The organism is Clostridium tagluense (assembly GCF_003865095.1).
Taxonomy (GTDB): Bacteria; Bacillota; Clostridia; order Clostridiales; family Clostridiaceae; genus Clostridium_AD; species Clostridium_AD tagluense.
The window spans coordinates 49,197-69,481 of the sequence record NZ_BHYK01000012.1 but is presented as its reverse complement, the minus strand read 5'-3'; the positions used below and the strand labels follow the sequence as shown (position 1 = coordinate 69,481).

Sequence of the window (20,285 nt, the reverse complement as noted above, 5' to 3'; positions counted from 1 at the left end):
CTTGTCTATTTAATATATACGTATAACCACCAAATTTTAGAGGGGTATTTTCTTTATAGTCATATATCTTGTCCAACATCAATATATATATAAATATATATGTTTTATTATGTGCAAGTTTGTACAAATAAAAAACGCATTTGCTATTATTGGTTTATCACAAATAATAATATCTCACTAAATGAGAACGCAAATGCAAATTAATTATATCAAACTTTCATTTGATTTACTAGATGCCTATGATAAATCACTCTCTTTAATGTAGCAATTTATTTTAATTTTCAAGTACCATTTTTAAAATCATGAATATAATACTACTGTAAAGTAAATCGAGGAGATGACTAATGATGGCTTACAGTGCTAGAGAATTATTGGCTAGAATTATAAAGTGTGAAGCTGGTGGGGAAGGAGAAAACGGGATGAAAGCCGTGGCCTCTGTAGTTATGAACAGAGTTAATGTATCAGATGGTGAATATCTTAGGCTAGGTCAAGGTGATTTAAGAAAGATTATATTCCAGCCAGGACAATTTGATTGTGTAGCTTCTGTACTTGGTGGCATGTCTAACCCACAGACCATATGGTCAAGTCCACCAGAACAAATTCATTATGATATTGCTGATTGGGCTCTATCTGGTAATAGATTATATACCACTGGTTCTTCCTTGTGGTACTTTAATCCCTTTGCACCAGGTTGCCCATATGAATTCCCTTTTAATGGTAGTGGCACCTATCAAGTTAGTGTAGCTCAACATTGCTTTTATAATCCCACAGCAAAGTATTTTACAACTTAATTAGAAATCATTACTAATAATACCTTTATATTATAATTAAATATAATTTTTTAAGGAGGATATTTTATGTTTATAGTACCACCTAATAATTTTAATGGAACTCCAACCTGGAATAATGGCCCTATGTTTTTTGAACCTCCAATGATGCCTTTACCAGATTTTGATACGCCTGATGATACAAGGCAGAACCCTATACCCCAAACCCCTCATACTAACCAGGACTTTCAACTTCCACCCGTTCCCCCCATAGTAAATAATCCACTCTATAATCAAGGTTGGTTGCAAGGTCAAATTGGTAAGTATATCAGGGTTTCTTTTTTACTTGGAACAAATACATTTCAAGATAGAGGCGGAACTTTACAAGAAGTTGGAATTAGTTTTATTGTCCTTAAGGAAACTGGTACAAATAATTTAATAATGTGTGATATCTACTCTATTAAATTTGTTACAGTTTTTGCTGATCAAACTAATAAATGTATGCCATAAAATAAAAAATAGTGAAAGTCCTCGTATTAATTGTAAGTTGAAATCAAAAAAACATATAAATTTAATTGCAATACACAAAAACTCTTATCTTAAAAACATAAGAGACGCCACTAGTAATGTTACTTTACTAATGGCGTCTCTTATACTTTATTTTGCCTTTTCTACTTCACCATACTTTACTCCAAAGGTGTCCACAGTAACTTTTTTCATTTTTTGATCTTTTATAGGTTTATCTTTTTTAGTTTGGTCTTTTTTCTCAGTTTCTACAGCAACTATTTTATCTGCCGTTTCCATACCTTCTGTAACCTTACCAAAAGTAGCATATTTAGTATCTAAAAAACTACTGTCCTTAACCACTATAAAAAATTGTGACCCAGCTGAGTTATTGTCTTCTCCTCTAGCCATAGAAATTACTCCTCTTTCATGCTTTAAAGCATTCTCAAAGCCATTACTACTAAACTCCCCAGCTATTGAATACCCTGGTCCACCACTACCTGTTCCATTTGGGTCGCCACCTTGTATCATAAAACCTGGTATTACTCTATGAAAAATCAATCCATTATAATACCCCTTCTGAACTAGTGAAACAAAGTTTCTAACAGTATTAGGTGCAATATCTGGGTATAATTCTACCTTTATAATTGAGCCATTTTCCATTTCTATAGTAACCAAGGGGTTTTTGTCCTTTGCTGTTTTTTCTGTTTTAATTGCTGTTTTAACTTCCTTTGCAGGTTCTACCTTTTCCACTACCGGGGGAGTACTATCAACCTTAGCTTGCTCTTTATTAGTACAACCTCCTAAAAAAACCACAAAAACCAATGTAAATAATGCCATTACTCGTTTTAAAAATTTCATTCTTTTCATCTTATAAACCACCTTCTTATTTTTTAGATATATAATTAAAAATCCTGCTTGGCCACAATCCTACAAACTGGATTTTATTAATTCTATATTTCCCTTTAGTATATACTCCGTTCCTTTGGATATATAAATTGTCTCTTCTTCTTTTAATTTCATTTGCACATTATTAGCTTTTATTACTCCTTCGCCACTTGTTACAATGTAACTATGAAAACTTTCATTTACCACATCCATATAATTATTATGGACAATTATCTTTTCCACTTTAAAATAAGGTGTCTCTAATTTGTCAAATTTACTAATCTTCCCAGCTTTATTTTCATCTCCATAATCTATAACATCTAATGACTTTTCTATATGCAGTTCCCTTCCGCGTCCCCAGTCATGAAGTCTATAAGTAATATTACTGTTTTGCTGCACTTCAATAAGCTTAACCCCAGCTTCTATGGCATGTACTGTTCCTGCTGGGATATAGATGAAATCCCCTCTTTTGATATTAATTCGTTCTAAATAGTCCTCTAATTTGCCTTCTCTTATAATTTCTCTTAGCTTTTCTTTGTCTAAGCCCCTTTTTATTCCTGATACTAAAGTCGCACCTTCCTTTGCTTCTAATATATACCAACATTCTGTTTTCCCATTTGCATTTTCAACCCTTTTAGCATAGCCATCATTTGGATGTACTTGCACTGATAGTGTAGCTTCTGCTTTTATAATTTTATTTAATATAGGAAAATTACTACCACACCCTAAAACCGAAGATAATTTTCGGCCTTCGTAAATTCCTTCTTCTATTATAGAGTTCCCCTCTTCATGGCATGAAAGTACCCATTTCTCCCATCCCCATATTTTTTTGCTTAAGTATGGCTTTAATTTCAAGGTTAATCCTTTAGCCATTACATTCCTCCAAAGCCTTAATAATCTAAATTATAAACTAAGCTCTTTAAAATACAGGGTTTCTTTCATATTTTCAAAACTGTAATAATACAGTTTACTTATCTTTTCCCATGTTCGCTACAATAGTTTTTGCCTCTTCTCTAGTACTACTTGGACCGCAAATATTAAATTTACCATTATATTTACTGTCTACTTTACCATGTCTTATAATTATCTCATTAAAGTCCTTTGATGTATCAAATGTTCCAATGACTTCATATTTTCCTGTTTTACTGTTTTTAGTCTCTATAAAAGCACTATACCCCCTACTTTTAAAAATATTGTTCTTCGCACATATTCTCTTTAAAATAACTTGTTGTTTAATACCATCCACTTCTATGCTTCCAGTAAATACATAATTTAAAGATAACTTCTTTTTTAATTCTCCAACAAGTTTAATTTCTGTTGGCTTTTGAAATTCACTATTCTCAGCATATATATATGCACTATAGTTTCTTTCTATGCTCACCGGTCTAAAATATATAACGGATATTAAAATCACACCAATAATTCCAATTACTAGTGAAGCCTTTAAAGTTACTTTATCCATATTCTTCACCTCAAATCTAAATTATTTTATTTAACAATATTGATCTCCCTACTTTCAACTACACATAATATTATAAACTAAATTATCCTATAGTGCATTATAAAAAGTAAAGTAAGGAACCATTAAAGAAAGCTTTTAATAAAACACCTTTAACCACCCATCTTATTTATCTCAATTTTATGTGTTTCCATTTTCCAGTTCTATATCTTGAATATATTAATATCCATCTTATAAATTGGTCAACAAATACTGCTATCCAAGCTCCTGAAAGACCAAGCCCTAATTTACTCACAAAAATATATGCAAGGATTGTTCTAATGCCAATTACACCAATAAACGTAGAAACTAATGGCCATATTGTATCCCCTGCCCCCCTCAATGCTCCTGCTAAAATTAATTGAGAGGATTGAAATGGTTGTACAAATGCAATTATTTTTAAAGCAGTAGATGACATTTTTATAATTTCTGGATCTTTAGTGTATAATCCTACTAATTGTGGACCAAAAACAAATAGTATTATTGCCATTATAGAAGATATTATTGATCCTATTCTCCTAGCTTCCTTTCCATACTCATCAGCTTTGCCCGGTTTACCTTCTCCTAAGCTTCGTCCAATTAGAGAAGCTGCCGAGATTCCAAATGCTTGCCCTGGTGTAAATGATAGCCCCAGTATACTTAAACAAATTTGATGAGCTGCGAAAGTAAGGGTACCGAGTCCTGCAACCACTTTAATAAATATCATAATACCAACTCGCATTGCCATTTGTTCTAGAGACGCTGGTATCCCAATCTTAATTAGGTTATACATTATATTCTTATCAAATTTAAAATGACTTTTAATATTGAATTTAATAATACACTTTCCAGACAATAATTTTGTACATAATAAAACAGTTGCAATCATATTGGAAACTGCTGTAGATATGCCTGCTCCCGTTACACCTAAAGCTGGAAAACCTATTAATCCATAAATTAAAACTGCATTTCCAAAAACATTAATAAAGTTAGCTTTTAAATTTATTTTCATTGGAGTCTTAGTATCACCAGCACCTCTTAATACCGCTGATAAGGAAAAATTAAAGGATTGAAATATAAATCCAACCATAATGGCCCTAAAATAATTTACTCCTACTAATAGGGTATCAGATTGAGCCCCTATAAAAGCCATTATTTCCTTAGTAAATACTAATCCAATTATACTTAAGGGTAAGGCAAAAAATACTTGACTTAACAAAATAATATGTTTAATAGTATTTTCAACTTTATCTAGTCTTTTTGAACCTACGTACCTGGCTACAATTGCCGTTCCACCTATATTTAAGGCTTGAATTAAAGATAAGCCAATAAATAATGGCTGATTAGTAATTCCCACTGCTGCTACAGATGCAGCCGCTACAGCTGTGTCTTTAATTCTTCCTAGCATAATCATATCAATCATACCAAATAAGGTCCCCAGTAATAATTCTGTTAAAACAGGCCAAGCGATATTAAAAACCTCTTTTGATCTAGGGTTTTTCATTTTAAAAATCATAATTTTGATTTTTACCACTAAAGCATTTAGCATTTTTTGTCACTTCCTATTTTGGAATATTTAGACACTCTAAATATTTTATCACATTAGCACCCTAATTTCTATTATTATGGAAAACATTTGTAATTCTACAGTTAATCAAATAAAAAAATACTAAAAGGTAAAGTTTTTAGTAATAACTTAGACGCATTATACTCTAAATATTGGAGAAACTAATCTAAATAGTATTGATAATATCTTATTAAAATTTAGAAAGGTGGTAATACCTATGGCAAGAAAAGATTCAAAAAACTATAATTATACTACTCAAGAGCAAATTATGATTAAGAAAAATGATGATGCTAGATTACCAAAATCACTTGGTAGTGACGAAAAAATCCAAGCTGCTTCAAAGGGCAGTAAAATAGAATAATTTCACTTTACAATTATAAACAAAAATGTTATTATTAAAATTTATAGCAATTATTGTAAAAACTATGATGAGAATAGTAAGTTGATGAAATCTTTTAAGTGAGTTAGGGATAGTGTAAACCTAATAAGAATCATTATACTGAAAGACATCTCGATGTTGTGCATTTGAAATCTCACTTCTGAGTTATTAGAGTGTATCGGTTTCCTCCATTAAAGGGATAAAGTGAATCAATTATTTATGATTAACAAAGATGGTACCGTGGGAATTTCTGGTCCCTGAGCAATGTTTATGCTCAGGGATTTTTTAATTGATATAAGCTATATCAATTAAATCATCATCTACCATGCTACAATATTAAAAACATTTTAAAAGGAGGACATATTTATGGAACGTTTATTAACAGAAAATCTTTATCGACATATGGGGGAAAAGGTGAAAATCCAAGGTTGGATACACAAAATAAGAAAAATGGGTAAAATAACTTTTTTAATAATAAGAGACAGGTCTGGTGTAGTTCAATGTGTGCTAGACAAAAAGACTATAGATATCAAAGGTTTAAAACTTGAGTCTGTAGTTGAAGTAATTGGATACTAGAGCGATTAACCGCTCAACTTTTAGGTATTTGAAATGTACGCAAAGTTACTCTATTTTCAAGGGATAGAGATAGAATAGCTCCTTAAATAATAAATTGCATATATTTTTATTAATTTCATCTAGTACAAATATCCGCCAACAATTAATGATTGAGCTAAAACATAAGTTAGCATAATATATATATTTCCATTTTTAAATTTACCCTTAAAAGTGTAAAATCCTAACATAGCATCTGAACATAAAAACAATAATGACCCAATAAACGGAAGGAAAAACCATATACTCATACCTATAACCCAAATACGTGCTAAACTAGCAAAGCTCATCAATAAAATAACTGCCATATATATGTAAGTAGGTATTTTCATATTGCCTAAATACATTGTCAATTTTTTCATTACAACGAAAGCGACCATAATATATATTATGATAATAAGGTAAAACCAGACTGGTATATCTTTTACAAAGGAAATGCCCTGTAAAAAAAGTAAAACATAACAAAGGTGACCTATAAGAAAAGCGACCAGGCCTAATACAAAATTGTTTTTCATTTCCGGCCACATTAAAAACATATCACCCATAAAACCAAATACTAATGCCATCACAATGAATTTATTAACTTGCGCTACACTTGCTATATAATAAATTGAAAGTAATGGCATTAAAAATGGTTTTGTATAGCAGCGCCCCTTATTATATTCATTCTTAGTAAAAACCATATGCATTACAAATATTATACAAAATAATCCCCCAATTATTAATTTACTTGTCAATTAAATAACTCCTTTCAACTTATAATATACATCTTATGTAACTGAATTATATTTACAATCTATCTCTTAATTATTATAAATTGTAATTTAATTTAATTCAACCTTATATATATCTTTATCTTTACTAAAATTGCCTTAACCCTAAGCTAAAATAAAGTACCTATGATTTCTCATAGGTACTTTACTAATTCGAACTTATTTTTTTTTCCAAGTTGTTCCTTCTTTAGTATCAAGAAGTTCAATATTCATAGTTATAAATTCATTTCTTATCTCATCTGCTCTTGCCCAATTTTTACTGGCCCTTGCCTGCGCTCTTTCAATTATAAGCTTATTTATAAGCTCCTCATCTACATTTGAGTCTACATCTTGAGTTGTCATAAGATCTAATGACAATACCTTATCAAAATCTTCTACAAGTATAGCTTTTTCTTTATTATTAAGCTCATCGTCTTTTAAAACATCGAAAAGTACCGTGAAAGCATTTGCTATGTTTAAATCATCACTGATACAAACTGCGAATTTTTCTTTGTAACCGGAAGTTTTCTCAGCATTTACTATATCATTTTCATCAATAGAAATTAAAACACTGGAAATTCTCTCTTTAAGTTTTTTAAGTCCCTTCTTAGCATCAGTTAAGCTCTCAAAAGTAAACACTAACTGTTTTCTATATTTAGATTGAAGACAGAAATATCTATAATCAAGAGGGGTATAGCCTTCTTCCTCAAGTTTTGCTACCGTTAAGAAATCACCAGTAGATTTTGACATCTTACCACTATCTACTACTAGAAACTCTGCATGCATCCAGTATTTTACCCATTTATGTCCTAGCGCCCCTTCGGATTGAGCTACTTCATTAGTGTGATGTATAGCAATATGATCTATTCCTCCACAATGAATATCTAAGTATTCACCAATATATTTAATAGACATTGCCGAACATTCTAAATGCCAGCCTGGAAATCCTCTACCCCAGGGTGACTCCCACTGCATAATTTGGTTAGAAAACTTAGAATTTGTAAACCATAATACAAAATCAAGTGGATTTTTCTTATTAGGATCTATTTCTATTCTACTTCCTGCTTTCAGTTCATCAATACTAATATTTGCAAGCTTAGTGTAATCCTCAAATTTATCAATTTCAAAATATACATTTCCATTAGAAACATAAGTATAGCCCTTTTCTTCAAGTTTCTTTATTAAATCTATCATATCCTGAATATGATCTGTGGCTCTACATACAATAGTTGGTCTTTTTATATTAAGTTTTTTGCAATCTTCAAAAAAAGAATCTTCATAAAACTTAGCGATTTCCCACACAGTTTTATGCTCACGACTTGCTCCCAGGGCCATCTTATCTTCGCCTTCATCTCCATCTGATTGAAGGTGCCCTACATCAGTTACATTCATTACATGCTTGACTTTATAATTTACATACTCTAAGGATTTTTTAAGCACATCTTCAAAAATATATGTCCTTAAATTACCTATATGTGCATAGTTGTAAACTGTAGGTCCGCATGTGTACATTCCAACTTTACCTTCTTTATAAGGTATAAACTCATCTTTATTTCTAGTCAAAGTATTATAAACGTAAAAACTCAATATATTCACTCCTTCTTAAATAGTACAATAGTATAAACGACTTCCCCAAACTCACACAATAATTAAAAATATAAAAAAACCACAGGTATGCTGTAGCTTCAAAGTATTAACAACAGCAAAATTAATCCTTCTGCTTTTTAAAAAATATATATATAAATTCTAACATAATATTAAGATAATGCAATAAATTATCACAATATTATTTTATTTCTTAGGAAATTATATAATTTAAAACTAGGAACAAACTTGTTAAATTACTTTTACTTTTATATTTTCCTATAAACTAAAAACAGAGCATATAAACAAAAGTTTATATGCTCTGTTTTTAGTTTCTGTCAGCAGATTGTTTTTTTGTTGTAGCATTTTGATTTTTTCCAGTTTCTCTTGTTATTGGAGTATCATAGTTACTCTTAACTAATCTAGAAAATTTATTGTCAGGTTGACTATCTTTAGGCATAAAAACATCTCCCTTATCTATATTTATGTTTATATGTTTTGCTATTTTAAAAATTATATTCTATTTCACTTATTAATTTAAAATCTATAGATTTAAAAAAACACTATTAACATTAATCCTCTATTAATGTTAATAGTGTTTTTATTTGTCTAATTCTAAAAATGCTCTCCATTTTCATAGTATCGCTTTTCTTCTAAAATCCTGAAAATAACGTCCACATCTTTATACCCAGCCGAATGAATATACTTTGTAATTATTTTAGCCATAGTATCCTGAATTTCTTGACCTCTATCAAACCATGCGACTTCTACTGTGGGATATGTTTTTATTATTTCACCTTCCATAACAAATGTTGAACTAACACATTCAAAAGTAAAATAATTTTTAGGGCATTCAAGAAGTTCTTGCATTTCTTGTAACATATCTATACTAATTTTACAAATATCATTTACTTCCACACCTTGCAATTTTAACTGTGGCATATCTATCAACTCCTTTTTAAATTATCTCATTTTCTATTTTAAACCTTGTACTTACTAATTCAAAGAATTAATTTTTCTGATTTGAAATTTTAAAACCCATTTTCAGAGAAGTTTTTAAATTTATATAATTATATAAGCCACTCATATCCTTACTTATGTATAAGATATAATTTTTACCAAGTTCAAAGGGTATATTATGAGTAATTTTCACAGTTTTCTTATCTTCAGATAGCTGAAGTGTTATAGGAAAATTGGAGTTTTCTCCTTCTCTACATATAAATACTTTATCCTTTAGACTCAATTCATCAATTTCCTTGTTAAAGTTAATATTCCATTCTTTTGTGGACATAACCACAGCATTACTATCTACTTTATTCCATTGCACAAATTGTTTTTCATCGAATACTGGTAATCTAGCATTATAAACTTGGTTTGCTACAGGATAGTCTGATTTTTCAAATATATGATTCTCTGAAATCTTTTTATCATTTAAATTAAAATAATTATAAAGTACTCTACCTTTAATATCTGGTACCGGATCATCCCAAGTACAATCTAAATGATACCATATATTATTAAGCTTTACTAAGTTCCAGGCATGATCTTCACCATTGCCTTTTCCTAAAACTATTTTAGTCTCAATGCCTACCTCATTTAACATTTTATAAGCTAATTGTGCATACCCACTACACACCGTTGTTCCATTTTTTAATGCTTCATAAGCACTAAATCTACTAAGTGTAGTATCATAAGCTACATGTGCTACAATATAATCATGAATTACTTTTTCCTTTTGATCATCATTCATACTAACTTTTATTATATTTTTGAGGATTTCAGTTACTTGCAAACTTACATAATCCTCTTGTATTTTTGTGGTATAAAAACTAAAAGTAAAATTTATTGTAACATCATTTTCATATCCTTTATAGCTACATTGATATGACTTTATGCAACTTTCTAAATAATCATCAGCTTTTAAAATTTCATCAATATCAGTTTCAATTATAGTTTTTAGATTGATGGTATCAGCCTTGTAAATTATGTTAAAGCTTGTCTCTCTTTGCGCTAACTGACTTTTTAAAATACTATTTAAATCCTGTAATGAATATGCTGTTTTTTCCACATTTAAATCATTATATGCTATAACTGAGTTGCCATTTAGTTCTATTGCTGATGCATCTACTGACATTAAATGTAAATTAATTGTTTCTAATATTAAAATTAATAATAAGATACATACTTTTTTCAACATATTTTTATGATATTTCACATTAGCACCTCTTTTTTATAAAATACGCTCTATTTCTCTGTCCTTATAATAAGTTTAGCCTATATTCTATAACCTGTCTACAAGCATTTAAATTTCAATATTAAATAATATAATGCTTAAACATGTCCACCAAATCTTTTGAATATAGAGGGTGCTCCGACTGTAATCCACAATCCAATTACAAAATATCTGAAGAAATCAGCAAATATGCTGATAGGCAAAATTACCCTTAATATACTTTTTAATGTTATGAGAATAGTTAATCCAGACACCAATTTCATTCCTTGCTTTAACCTAGTATTTCTAACATCATACTTCACATACCTTGATTCTATAATGTATCCAATATAGAAACCCAACACTGTTCCTGATATTGTATAATAAGTTTTTTCTCTAAAATATATCATTCCAATAAGCATAGGTACAACAATTATCATTAACGCCCATTTTCTCCCAGTAGTTTCGGCATATTCAAAAATATAATTGGATATAAAAACCCATATAATCGCAACTACTATTCCGCCAATTACATCTATGGGCCAATGTACGCCAAGATATAATCTTGAAATTCCAACTAATATAATAGCTAATATTCCCATTATATACATCCACTTTTTCTTCACCTGAATAATCCACGAGACCCAAAACATGGCAGTAGCTTGAGTATGTCCACTTGGAAAAGATTGTCCTGTAGCAGTCTCTACTCTCAAAGAGCTTATGCCAGACACACCTATGGGTCTTGCTAAATTTACTATATCTTTAAGCGTGGTGTTTACAATTGTGCTTGTAAGTAATGCAAAGCCTAATTTATATCCAAACTTTTTGTTTACACACCAAAATATTGTAGCGGCTGCAATAATGTAAAAATACTCTTCTCCAGTCATTGTAACTATTTGAAAAAAAACATCCAAAAATGGTGATTTTATAGATTGTATAAATTTAATAATTTCAATCTGCATATTTCCTCCTAATCCATCTCATAAACTTAATATATAAAATGTGATCACACATACATATGTGACCACCCTATGAAATTCCTTTATATTATTTGCCTTGAACTTTCTTTACATCTTCAGACCAAATTTTAACATAGTCATCTGTTGCCCACTGTGCCATAACAGACACTTCCGAATTCTTAAGTTGCAACTCTTTTAAGGGAACCGCACCTAATATATTATCTTTTATAGCATAAACCGCTAATTTTGAGTTAGTTAACACTACTACAATATCTTTATTAGGAGAGGTATATGCATCTAATGCACTAGGAACCTTTTGCTTTATAACCTCCCAAGATGGAAATAGTGAATCATAGTTTACCAAGTTTTCAGGTGCTTCTATAGGAACATTAAAGTCCGCATATTCATTTTTTACCGTTGGTTCTGAAAAATTTAATCTTCCACGCAACAACCATTTCCCATTCTTTCTAAAAATCCCAAAATTTGTAGGTAGTGGAGTGTCAGTTACTATCTCTTTATCTTTTTTTAGAATAGTTCTTAAATATGATTTTGCGCCAGAATTTAGACCTTCTATTCCCTTTTCACCTAATACCTTTGATGCAACAATTGGAACTTCTGACCCAGTATATATTGTATCCAAGGGAACCACCTCTAATAAATGAGATGCATTTGATTGTTTATCACTTTCAATATCTCTCTCATAACACACATAATCATTTCCCACAAAATTAATACTTTTAAAATCATAGAAATCTGTATTTTTAACTTTTATGCTAGTTTTTTTTATTTCTTTGCCTACGGGCGCTGCAAGCAGAGAATCCACGCCATAATTATTAGTAATCTCTCTGCTAACTTGGAGTTTCCAAAACCCAGTCCTCCTTGGTACAAATAAAAACGGCAGTTCGGATATGGGCTCTACTGAACCATCATAACTAATCCATAATGTTCTATATACCGGTTCCAATATAGTTTTATTTTCATTAACATAAGGCAATTTATAATCAACATTTTTATAGTATTTTAAGCCTAACAAAAGTCCAGATTGATTTCCTTTTGTATAGGGTTCTAATTTTCTATAAGATAATTTTTTTCCATTTCCAATGTCATCTACACTTATTTTGTTTTCATTAGATTGCTTTGACAGAAAGAAAAATACTCCATCCTTTATTATAATTATCCTGCTATCATCAATTTTTATAATATCTCTAAAATAGTTTTTATTAGAAGTAATAGTAATAATCTTCATTTCACTTTGATTTATATTCATACTCTTCATGGAAGATTTATAGTTATTGTACAAATATGTATTTGTGTCTACACTTTTAATCTTAAATTCAGGCTTTTCACAATTATCATCTGGAAGAACAATTTTTTGTTCATTAAAATATGCCTTCTTTCCAATCCACGCCTTCGCTCCCTCTTCTCCCATTTTAGACATAGCTGAAAAGGCATAGCTTTCTACCTTCCAAATCCCATGGACTGGAATTGCTACTTTAGGTGGTATTACTCTGCTGGTTGTTGATAAATCAACATCATTACAGCCCGTGAAACTTATTAATACTAACACTAAAATAAATAAAGATAATATTTTTTTCATAACTTTGCTCCCTTGCACAGTATTAATTATTCACAAATTATACTGGAATAATTATACATACTTCTGTACCCTCATCAATCACACTATTAATTTGGAGTTCCCCCCCATGAAGCTTTATAATTTCATCGCATATCGAAAGTCCTATACCATTTTTAGAATTAGCATTTTCACCTTTAAAAAACTTTTCTTTTACTCTTGGTAATTCATCTTTTGGTATACCGCATCCTGTATCTATTATTTTTATAATAATATTTTCAACTTCTAAATTTGCCCTAACAATTACATTTCCTCCATTAGGCGTGAATTTAAAAGAATTATCTAAAATATTTATCAGTACTTGCTTTAACCTATTTCTATCCACAAATATTTTCGGTAAATTTTCTTGTATTTCTAGCTTTAGCTGAATGTCTTCCTTCAAAGCTCTAGGCATAGTCTGCATTTTTATATTCATTAAAATATCCTTTAAATCAATAAAATCCTTCTTTATAGAGACTTTCCCTGAAGATAATTTAGAAAAATCTAACAAATCTTCAACTAAAAAAGTTAACCTATCAGATTCTTGTTCTATAATACAAAGCCCCTCTTTAAGTTCTTCTTCATCTTCTAATTTACTAGAATTTAATACAATAGACCATCCTTTAATAGATGTCAGTGGCGTTCTTAGTTCATGAGATACAGAGGCAATAAATTCATTCTTCAGCCTTTCATTTTTTAATATTTCTTCGGTCATATAGTTTAAGGTTTTTGCTAGTTGTCCTAATTCATCATCTGAATTTATATTGATTTTCTCATTGAAATTTCCACTGGCCATTTTTTGCGCACCTACCATGATTTTTTTTATAGGTTTAGTTATTATATTAGAAATAAAGAGGCTTACTATTCCTGATAATATAATAACCATTCCACCAGTAATAAGGAAAAATCTAGACAGAGTATAAATATCCTCATCAATTTTCTTAAGTGAAGTTATAAACCTCAATACTCCATTTATTTTTCCATTATAAAATAAGGGATATGCTACTGTCATAACCCCCTCATTTTCGTATTTTTGTCTATCAATTATGCTACCAAGTCCTCCATCTAAGGCTGTTTTAAAATCCTTTCCTTCCAATTTTTCTACTGGTATTGAACCTAGAGAATCCATAATAACAAATCCCTTTAAATCTATAATTTGAACTTCAGCATTAATATTTTCATAAAACACGTCTACATTATTAGTTACATTTTCATTTACGCCTGCTGAGGCTAAGTATGTATTATAAAAGCTAGTAGATAACTTTAACTGATTTGATAGATTTGATTCTAAATTTTTGTAATAGTATTTTTTAGTACCTGCTATTAAAAATCCCTCTACAATTATAACTGTAATTAGTATTACTAATAGGTAACTACCAGCAAGCTTTGTTCTTATGGATTTCAATTTAAGAAGCCCCCCATCTATACCCTGTTCCCCAAACTGTCTCTATATACTGAGGATCTGATGGGTCTTTCTCAACTTTGCTTCTAAGTCTTCTAATATTTACATCAACTATTTTAGTATCTCCAATAAACTCATATCCCCAAATTGAATTTAAAAGCTCATCACGACTCAATGCCTTACTAGGATTTTGAATAAACATTTTCATAAGCAAAAATTCTTTTGGTGTTAAATCTAACTCTATATCATTTTTAAAAATTTTCTTTGAGTATAAATCAATTTTAAATTCTCTAGAATTAATAAAATTTGCTCCTTCATTATTTTTGTACTTCATTCTCCTTAAAAGGGAATTTATCCGTGCAATAAGTTCTAATGGATTAAAGGGCTTTACCATATAATCATCTGCACCAAATTCTAGTCCCATGATTTTATCCATATCTTGTCCTCTAGCTGTCAAAATAATTATCCCAATATTTTCATTTTGTTTTTTTAATTTTTCGCAAAGTTCAAATCCATTCATACCTGGAAGCATAACATCTAATATAAGCACATCTGGGGTTTCCTGAAGTATTTTTTGTATGCCTTCTTCCGCTGAGGCAGCCTCAAAAACCTGGAATTTTTCTCTCTTTAAACTAATTTTTATAAATTTTCTAATAGACTCTTCGTCTTCCACTATTAATATTCTACTCAATCCTGCACCCCCATTTACCTAATACTAAAATTATATCAAATATTACTACAATTTATAAGAGTTTTCTAAATTATAATAAAGACTTTATAAAATCCAGAAAATAAAAAACCAATCTAAGATATAGACTGGTTTTTTAAACATCATTTATAAATTTAGTCTTACTCGCATGTGCATTATTCTACTTTTTCATAATCTACATCAATAATAACACTATCCTCGTAATTGATATCCATAGATTCTGCTCTATATATTTCACTACTAGACATATCAGCTTGTATATTCGCACTTTTCTTTGTACTTAGTTTATATATGAAATTTTTAATGGTCTTTATTAGCTTTACGCCATACCATGCTAAAACTCCAAAAACTGCAATAAAAAACAAGGCTCTAATAACAAAGATAGCTACAAAAGGTATTGCTACTAATAAAACAATAAAAATACCAATAGATAAAGCTGATTTCATTAACTTTGAAATTGTGTTCTTGCCCTTTGTATATTCCATGATAATATTTTCCTTCTTTCATTTTATGCGATTTATTTGTTTATTAATAATCTAATTATACCATATAATTGGGCTCATATATTAATTGTATCTTAAGAAAGTATTAATAATCTATTAAATCATCTATTTTATTATTTTGTTTAATTCATTGCTTATATTGCTAATCTCTTGAATCTCCTGTGCAATATCAGAAATTTTATTGTTCTGCTCATGTATCACAGACAAAATTTCTTCTGTAGTAGCTGCATACTCCTGCGATACTGCTGCAATGTTTTGCACCTCTGTATCAACTACAGCAAATGTATCTTTAACATCGCTTATAACGTGGCTTTGTTTTGAAATATGTAAATTTAACTCTTCAAATGTTGTGATTAAATTCTCAAATGTACCATAAAGTTTTCGAGCAATTTGGTCTCCTATATTTACTGCCTCATTGCCTTTTTGCGCTTCTCCTAAAGCTACACTAGTGGTCTTACTTGTACTTTTTATAATCTTATAAATATTTTCAACAGTGCTATTACTTTCCTCTGCGAGCTTACCAACTTCACTGGCTACAACCGAAAACCCTCTGCCAGCCTCTCCTGCCCTTGAAGCCTCTATTGAAGCATTTAAAGCTAATAAATTTGTCTGCTCTGCTATATTTTTTATCCCAGCTAAAAATTTGTCTATATCACACATCTGATTTTGAAGAGTAACTACTGTATCAAGAGAAGATTTAACCGCCTTCTTAATTATACTCATTTGCTTGTCCAATTCTTTGATTTGCTGCGTCCCCTCTGTTACATCATTATTTACAACTTCTGAGACAGTTACTATTTTTCGTGAAATTTCTTTACTTTGTTCCACCGTATTGGAAGTGCTAATTATAGTTTGACTTATATTGTTTACATTATCTGCTTGCATGGTTATTCCACTTGTCATCTCATTAACTGCTGAAACCACACTTTCGCTTATTTCCTTTACCATATTTATATTTACGTTACATTTTCCTATACTACCATTCAAAACCTCCGTACTTTTATCTATTCCTTCCATTGTATTTTCTAATTTTCCTAATAAATCCAAAGTTTTTTCCTCTTTTTCTAAACTTTCGCGAATCAACTCCGAACTCCATTTTGTAAGTAAACATAATAAAAATATGCTAAGAGTTATAATGGCTAAACTACTTATAAAGCCTCTAAATTCCATGCTAGTTCCCAATATGGATTTTGGTGATAAAATATACATTAAGATTAATGAAAAATCTAAAATAAATCCATAAATACATAACAAAATAATATCACTGTATAATGCTACTAATAACAGACAAGCATTATATATTAAAACCCCGGATTCTAATCCCCCTTGTAAATAAGCTAAATACAAACACCCAAAAAGTGGTGACAAATTTACTAGTAGCCCCTTAATCCTGAAATTCATCTTGGAAATATAAAAAATACTTGCAATTATTGATGATATTCCAGTTACAATCAAAACTTCTAGACCCGCATTTATTCCTTGTGCTACTGCAGTTTGAAGTGTTAATACAATAGTGGATACCCATATAGCTATAATGTTAAACTTTAAGGTTTTTTTATTTCTATCCCTAGTTCCTTTTCCTCCATACATAATTATCTCCTCCTTTATCAAACTATTTTATGTATAGTATATTATAGTATATATATATAAATTATACTATAAATTTCAATTTATTCTATTTAATTATTGCATTCCACCATCTATTGTTATGATTTGTCCCGTAATATATTTTGAATTTTCACTTGCTAAAAAGGTTACAAGCATACCTACATCCTCCACTTCTCCAAACTTCATCATAGGTATTTCAGACACTAAAGATTCGCGCTCATCTTCCGTTAACCAAGAATTCATTTCTGTATCTATAACCCCTGGCGCTATAGCATTAACTCTAATATTCGAAGGTGCAAGCTCTTTTGCTAAGGCCTTTGTAAAAGAATTAATTGCGCCTTTAGAGGCAGAATAAATTACTTCACAAGAAGCACCTACATTGCCCCACATGGAGGATATATTTATTATGCTTCCACTTTTTTGTTTAATCATTTCTTTTATTGCATTATGAGAACAATTAATTGCACCCTTAAGATTTACATTTAAAATACTATCCCATTCACTGGGCGTAGCATCCATAAATAATCCTACCTTAGATATCCCTGCATTATTTATCAATATATCTATTTTACCTAATTTTTCAACAGTAATTTTTATCAAATTCTTTGAAAATTCATAATCACTTACATCACCTTTAATTTTCAAAGCATAAGCTCCTATCTCTCTAATTTCCTGCATAGTTTTTTCGGCTGCCATATCGTTACTTTTATAATTTATTACCACACAAGCCCCAGCCTTAGCTAGTTCTATAGCAATACCTTTTCCAATTCCTCTAGATCCTCCTGTAACTATAGCTACTTTACCTTTTAAATTCATAAAAATCTCCCCTAACCTATATTGTTTTTTTCTAATAGTTTTTTATATCTTATTTTTCACCAATATAATATAAACAATCCGGCTTCCAATCTGCTAAAGAAATGTATCCAACTGACTTTAATTTTTCTATTAGAGCCTTATCCTGTGGGCAAAGAGGAGTAGATAGCTCCTTTATCCCAGTGTTCTTATACTTCAATAAATAATAATCCATAAATGTATTTATAGCCTCAAATGTATCTTCCATTGCAATAAAATTAGCTTCACCTTTATATTTAAACAATCCAGTATGACCATTTATTTTAACAAGTGAATTATTAGCTTTAAGGCTTTCATATAACTTAAAAGTAACTTCTTCAAAAACGAAGGCTAGTGGTAATAGTCCATTTCTTCTTTTTATATAATGATGATTTTTAAATTCCTCAAAGGTAATATCCCAAGCTTCTACATGAAAATCTTCTATATTTATATTTAAATCTAAGGATGAAATATTCTTAATTGCTAAAACTTGAGTTTCCTTTAACTTAAAATTTAATTTCTCCATCATAGTTTTGCTTTCTATACTTGTAATATGGGTTGCAAAGGCAATTTTATTTATAACACCATTTTCTAATAATTCAGTTGCTCTTTTTAATATCTCCTCTGTAGCTCGCTTTGCCAATTTTTGACCTCGGTACTTAGCATGTACCCTGAGACCCTCGAGCCAACCACTTCCATCATAAAGTATAGATAGTTTAGCTACTACCACAACTTTATTATTATCTGTATCCACTCCACCTAAAAATATTCCTTTATCCTCTAACCATTTGTGAAATACACTAGGCAGATAATCGCAACCTTCCCAAATATCCTTTGAAATTTCTTCAATATCTTCATAATCTTCCTGTGTTAATTTTCTAAAAACTATCATAGAGTGCCTCCTTTATTATCTAGTATCTCCTTATCAACATAATTTCTAGTGTAATTTCATTAATTTTACCTCATTATCTCTAATTTAATAATAAGGCACATTCAAATAAATAACAATATGCTTCTACCTATTTGCATTTAACACAATTTATGTTACATTTTTACTAGTTATAAAAATAATTTAAATGCAATTGGAGGAACTAATGTCTAAAACAAAAAGAGAATTTGGCGAAGGACCTATTTACAGCATATCTAATTACATATTTTGGTTTTTATCAGGCAATTTTTACTTTTGCCTCCTCAACATCCCACTACTTTTCACATTACTTGCGCTTATTTCTAATGGTGGAGTACTAATGCCACCCTGGTTTGCTTCTATTGTTATTTTGTGTTGTATTCCCATAGGACCCGCCGCAACTGCGCTACTTAGCGTAATGGGAAAACTTATAAGGGAAAAAGATATAAATATTACAAAAGACTTTTTTAAAGCTTATAAAACTAATTTTTTTCAATCATTATTTTTTTGGATTCTAGAAATGCTTATAATAGGTATATTATTTATTGATACTAGATTCTTTATTTCAAAGGGTTACCCACAAATTATAACTTCGTTTATTTTTATCATCATTATTTTTATTTTTTTAATAAGTCTATATGTATACCCAATAATATCAAGGTTTTATTTAAGTTGGAATGATATTCTTAAAACTGCAACCTACTATTCCATTAAGAAAATTCATATTACATTATTGAATTTTGCTAGCTTTTTAGCTGTAGGCTTTCTATTTTTTAAAGTTTCTAACTTTGTATTATTATTTATGGCTAGCACAATCTGTTATTTACTAATGTTCTATCAACAAAAAATACTAATAGAAATCCAAGACAATCTTAAAAAAGTCACTAAGAATATTCAAGAATAAGGTATGTTATAAAGATAAAAGCATAAAATAAAGGGGCAGTTAAGTACTATTTAACAAAATTAAAATGGTGCCTACCTGTCCCCTTAAGTTTTTTTCATATATACATCT

Annotated in this window: 22 protein-coding genes; 5 read left to right on the top strand and 17 right to left on the bottom strand. The window is 29.9% G+C overall.

Annotated features, from left to right (window positions below; all coding sequences use genetic code 11):
- Nucleotides 1-347 precede the first annotated feature (347 nt).
- Both Ctaglu_RS12255 and Ctaglu_RS12250 read left to right on the top strand, forming a co-directional pair.
- Nucleotides 348-791, top strand: coding sequence for a cell wall hydrolase (locus Ctaglu_RS12255; RefSeq protein ID WP_125002134.1), 444 nt, complete (start codon nt 348-350; stop codon nt 789-791).
- A gap of 66 nt (nt 792-857) precedes the next feature.
- The gene (locus tag Ctaglu_RS12250) at nt 858-1,277 is read left to right on the top strand and encodes a hypothetical protein (RefSeq protein ID WP_125002034.1); all 420 of its coding nucleotides are present in this window, start codon (nt 858-860) and stop codon (nt 1,275-1,277) included.
- Nucleotides 1,278-1,424: 147 nt separating this feature from the next.
- Here Ctaglu_RS12250 and Ctaglu_RS12245 read toward each other — a convergent pair whose 3' ends face one another.
- The 4 genes from Ctaglu_RS12245 to Ctaglu_RS12230 all read right to left on the bottom strand — a co-directional run bounded on the left by Ctaglu_RS12245 (nt 1,425) and on the right by Ctaglu_RS12230 (nt 5,185).
- Nucleotides 1,425-1,934, bottom strand: coding sequence for a peptidylprolyl isomerase (locus Ctaglu_RS12245; RefSeq protein WP_307720487.1), 510 nt, complete (start codon nt 1,932-1,934; stop codon nt 1,425-1,427).
- Nucleotides 1,935-2,201: 267 nt separating this feature from the next.
- Nucleotides 2,202-3,032, bottom strand: coding sequence for a type I phosphomannose isomerase catalytic subunit (locus Ctaglu_RS12240; RefSeq protein ID WP_125002029.1), 831 nt, complete (start codon nt 3,030-3,032; stop codon nt 2,202-2,204).
- Between the two features lie 94 nt (nt 3,033-3,126).
- Nucleotides 3,127-3,621: a hypothetical protein gene (locus Ctaglu_RS12235; RefSeq protein WP_125002027.1), complete on the bottom strand. Its 495-nt coding sequence runs from the start codon at nt 3,619-3,621 to the stop codon at nt 3,127-3,129.
- A gap of 166 nt (nt 3,622-3,787) precedes the next feature.
- Entirely contained in the window at nt 3,788-5,185 is a 1,398-nt protein-coding gene (locus Ctaglu_RS12230; protein WP_125002025.1) for an MATE family efflux transporter, read from the bottom strand.
- Nucleotides 5,186-5,420: 235 nt separating this feature from the next.
- Between Ctaglu_RS12230 and Ctaglu_RS25205 the strand changes: the two genes are divergently transcribed.
- On the top strand, nt 5,421-5,564 hold the full coding sequence (locus Ctaglu_RS25205; protein WP_185732692.1) for a hypothetical protein: 144 nt from the start codon (nt 5,421-5,423) through the stop codon (nt 5,562-5,564).
- A 384-nt stretch (nt 5,565-5,948) separates the two neighbouring features.
- Complete coding sequence (locus tag Ctaglu_RS12225; RefSeq protein WP_125002023.1) at nt 5,949-6,158, top strand: OB-fold nucleic acid binding domain-containing protein; 210 nt, start codon at nt 5,949-5,951, stop codon at nt 6,156-6,158.
- 119 nt (nt 6,159-6,277) lie between these two features.
- On the opposite strand, the gene Ctaglu_RS12220 is transcribed toward Ctaglu_RS12225, so the two are convergent.
- From Ctaglu_RS12220 to Ctaglu_RS12165, 13 genes are all read right to left on the bottom strand, one after another.
- Nucleotides 6,278-6,931: a lysoplasmalogenase gene (locus Ctaglu_RS12220; protein ID WP_125002021.1), complete on the bottom strand. Its 654-nt coding sequence runs from the start codon at nt 6,929-6,931 to the stop codon at nt 6,278-6,280.
- 195 nt (nt 6,932-7,126) lie between these two features.
- Nucleotides 7,127-8,533 carry a cysteine--tRNA ligase gene (gene cysS / locus Ctaglu_RS12215; RefSeq protein WP_125002019.1) on the bottom strand — a complete coding sequence of 469 codons (1,407 nt, stop codon included), beginning with the start codon at nt 8,531-8,533 and terminating at the stop codon, nt 7,127-7,129.
- Between the two features lie 325 nt (nt 8,534-8,858).
- A complete protein-coding gene (locus Ctaglu_RS26195) occupies nt 8,859-8,990 on the bottom strand; it encodes a hypothetical protein (RefSeq protein WP_267901277.1) in 132 nt (43 codons plus the stop codon).
- Between the two features lie 155 nt (nt 8,991-9,145).
- Nucleotides 9,146-9,472, bottom strand: coding sequence for a DUF1904 family protein (locus Ctaglu_RS12210; RefSeq protein ID WP_125002017.1), 327 nt, complete (start codon nt 9,470-9,472; stop codon nt 9,146-9,148).
- A 67-nt stretch (nt 9,473-9,539) separates the two neighbouring features.
- Nucleotides 9,540-10,745, bottom strand: coding sequence for a transglutaminase domain-containing protein (locus Ctaglu_RS12205; RefSeq protein WP_207669474.1), 1,206 nt, complete (start codon nt 10,743-10,745; stop codon nt 9,540-9,542).
- 116 nt (nt 10,746-10,861) lie between these two features.
- Nucleotides 10,862-11,704 carry a phosphatase PAP2 family protein gene (locus Ctaglu_RS12200; RefSeq protein ID WP_125002013.1) on the bottom strand — a complete coding sequence of 281 codons (843 nt, stop codon included), beginning with the start codon at nt 11,702-11,704 and terminating at the stop codon, nt 10,862-10,864.
- A gap of 85 nt (nt 11,705-11,789) precedes the next feature.
- On the bottom strand, nt 11,790-13,298 hold the full coding sequence (locus Ctaglu_RS12195) for a hypothetical protein (RefSeq protein ID WP_125002011.1): 1,509 nt from the start codon (nt 13,296-13,298) through the stop codon (nt 11,790-11,792).
- Between the two features lie 37 nt (nt 13,299-13,335).
- Complete coding sequence (locus Ctaglu_RS12190; RefSeq protein ID WP_125002009.1) at nt 13,336-14,718, bottom strand: sensor histidine kinase; 1,383 nt, start codon at nt 14,716-14,718, stop codon at nt 13,336-13,338.
- Nucleotide 14,719: 1 nt separating this feature from the next.
- The gene (locus Ctaglu_RS12185; protein ID WP_125002007.1) at nt 14,720-15,406 is read right to left on the bottom strand and encodes a response regulator transcription factor; all 687 of its coding nucleotides are present in this window, start codon (nt 15,404-15,406) and stop codon (nt 14,720-14,722) included.
- Between the two features lie 173 nt (nt 15,407-15,579).
- Nucleotides 15,580-15,909 carry a hypothetical protein gene (locus Ctaglu_RS12180; protein ID WP_125002005.1) on the bottom strand — a complete coding sequence of 110 codons (330 nt, stop codon included), beginning with the start codon at nt 15,907-15,909 and terminating at the stop codon, nt 15,580-15,582.
- A 123-nt stretch (nt 15,910-16,032) separates the two neighbouring features.
- A complete protein-coding gene (locus Ctaglu_RS12175) occupies nt 16,033-17,517 on the bottom strand; it encodes a methyl-accepting chemotaxis protein (protein WP_125002003.1) in 1,485 nt (494 codons plus the stop codon).
- A 93-nt stretch (nt 17,518-17,610) separates the two neighbouring features.
- Nucleotides 17,611-18,351, bottom strand: coding sequence for an elongation factor P 5-aminopentanone reductase (gene ymfI, locus Ctaglu_RS12170; RefSeq protein WP_125002001.1), 741 nt, complete (start codon nt 18,349-18,351; stop codon nt 17,611-17,613).
- Between the two features lie 49 nt (nt 18,352-18,400).
- Entirely contained in the window at nt 18,401-19,258 is an 858-nt protein-coding gene (locus Ctaglu_RS12165; RefSeq protein WP_125001999.1) for a GNAT family N-acetyltransferase, read from the bottom strand.
- A gap of 202 nt (nt 19,259-19,460) precedes the next feature.
- On the opposite strand from Ctaglu_RS12165, the gene Ctaglu_RS12160 reads away from it, so the two are divergent.
- Nucleotides 19,461-20,177 carry a DUF624 domain-containing protein gene (locus Ctaglu_RS12160; protein ID WP_185732691.1) on the top strand — a complete coding sequence of 239 codons (717 nt, stop codon included), beginning with the start codon at nt 19,461-19,463 and terminating at the stop codon, nt 20,175-20,177.
- Nucleotides 20,178-20,285 lie beyond the last annotated feature (108 nt).

What these genes read in the sequence shown, in the direction of transcription:
- Ctaglu_RS12255 (WP_125002134.1), top strand. Translation starts at nt 348, where the DNA reads ATGGCTTACAGTGCTAGAGAATTATTGGCTAGAATTATAAAGTGTGAA.
- Ctaglu_RS12165 (WP_125001999.1), bottom strand. Translation starts at nt 19,258, where the DNA reads ATGATAGTTTTTAGAAAATTAACACAGGAAGATTATGAAGATATTGAA.
- Ctaglu_RS12210 (WP_125002017.1), bottom strand. Translation starts at nt 9,472, where the DNA reads ATGCCACAGTTAAAATTGCAAGGTGTGGAAGTAAATGATATTTGTAAA.
- Ctaglu_RS12200 (WP_125002013.1), bottom strand. Translation starts at nt 11,704, where the DNA reads ATGCAGATTGAAATTATTAAATTTATACAATCTATAAAATCACCATTT.
- Ctaglu_RS26195 (WP_267901277.1), bottom strand. Translation starts at nt 8,990, where the DNA reads ATGCCTAAAGATAGTCAACCTGACAATAAATTTTCTAGATTAGTTAAG.
- Ctaglu_RS12180 (WP_125002005.1), bottom strand. Translation starts at nt 15,909, where the DNA reads ATGGAATATACAAAGGGCAAGAACACAATTTCAAAGTTAATGAAATCA.
- Ctaglu_RS12230 (WP_125002025.1), bottom strand. Translation starts at nt 5,185, where the DNA reads ATGCTAAATGCTTTAGTGGTAAAAATCAAAATTATGATTTTTAAAATG.
- ymfI (WP_125002001.1), bottom strand. Translation starts at nt 18,351, where the DNA reads ATGAATTTAAAAGGTAAAGTAGCTATAGTTACAGGAGGATCTAGAGGA.
- Ctaglu_RS12175 (WP_125002003.1), bottom strand. Translation starts at nt 17,517, where the DNA reads ATGTATGGAGGAAAAGGAACTAGGGATAGAAATAAAAAAACCTTAAAG.
- Ctaglu_RS12250 (WP_125002034.1), top strand. Translation starts at nt 858, where the DNA reads ATGTTTATAGTACCACCTAATAATTTTAATGGAACTCCAACCTGGAAT.
- Ctaglu_RS12235 (WP_125002027.1), bottom strand. Translation starts at nt 3,621, where the DNA reads ATGGATAAAGTAACTTTAAAGGCTTCACTAGTAATTGGAATTATTGGT.
- Ctaglu_RS12225 (WP_125002023.1), top strand. Translation starts at nt 5,949, where the DNA reads ATGGAACGTTTATTAACAGAAAATCTTTATCGACATATGGGGGAAAAG.
- Ctaglu_RS12160 (WP_185732691.1), top strand. Translation starts at nt 19,461, where the DNA reads ATGTCTAAAACAAAAAGAGAATTTGGCGAAGGACCTATTTACAGCATA.
- Ctaglu_RS12240 (WP_125002029.1), bottom strand. Translation starts at nt 3,032, where the DNA reads ATGGCTAAAGGATTAACCTTGAAATTAAAGCCATACTTAAGCAAAAAA.
- Ctaglu_RS12245 (WP_307720487.1), bottom strand. Translation starts at nt 1,934, where the DNA reads ATGGAAAATGGCTCAATTATAAAGGTAGAATTATACCCAGATATTGCA.
- Ctaglu_RS12195 (WP_125002011.1), bottom strand. Translation starts at nt 13,298, where the DNA reads ATGAAAAAAATATTATCTTTATTTATTTTAGTGTTAGTATTAATAAGT.
- Ctaglu_RS25205 (WP_185732692.1), top strand. Translation starts at nt 5,421, where the DNA reads ATGGCAAGAAAAGATTCAAAAAACTATAATTATACTACTCAAGAGCAA.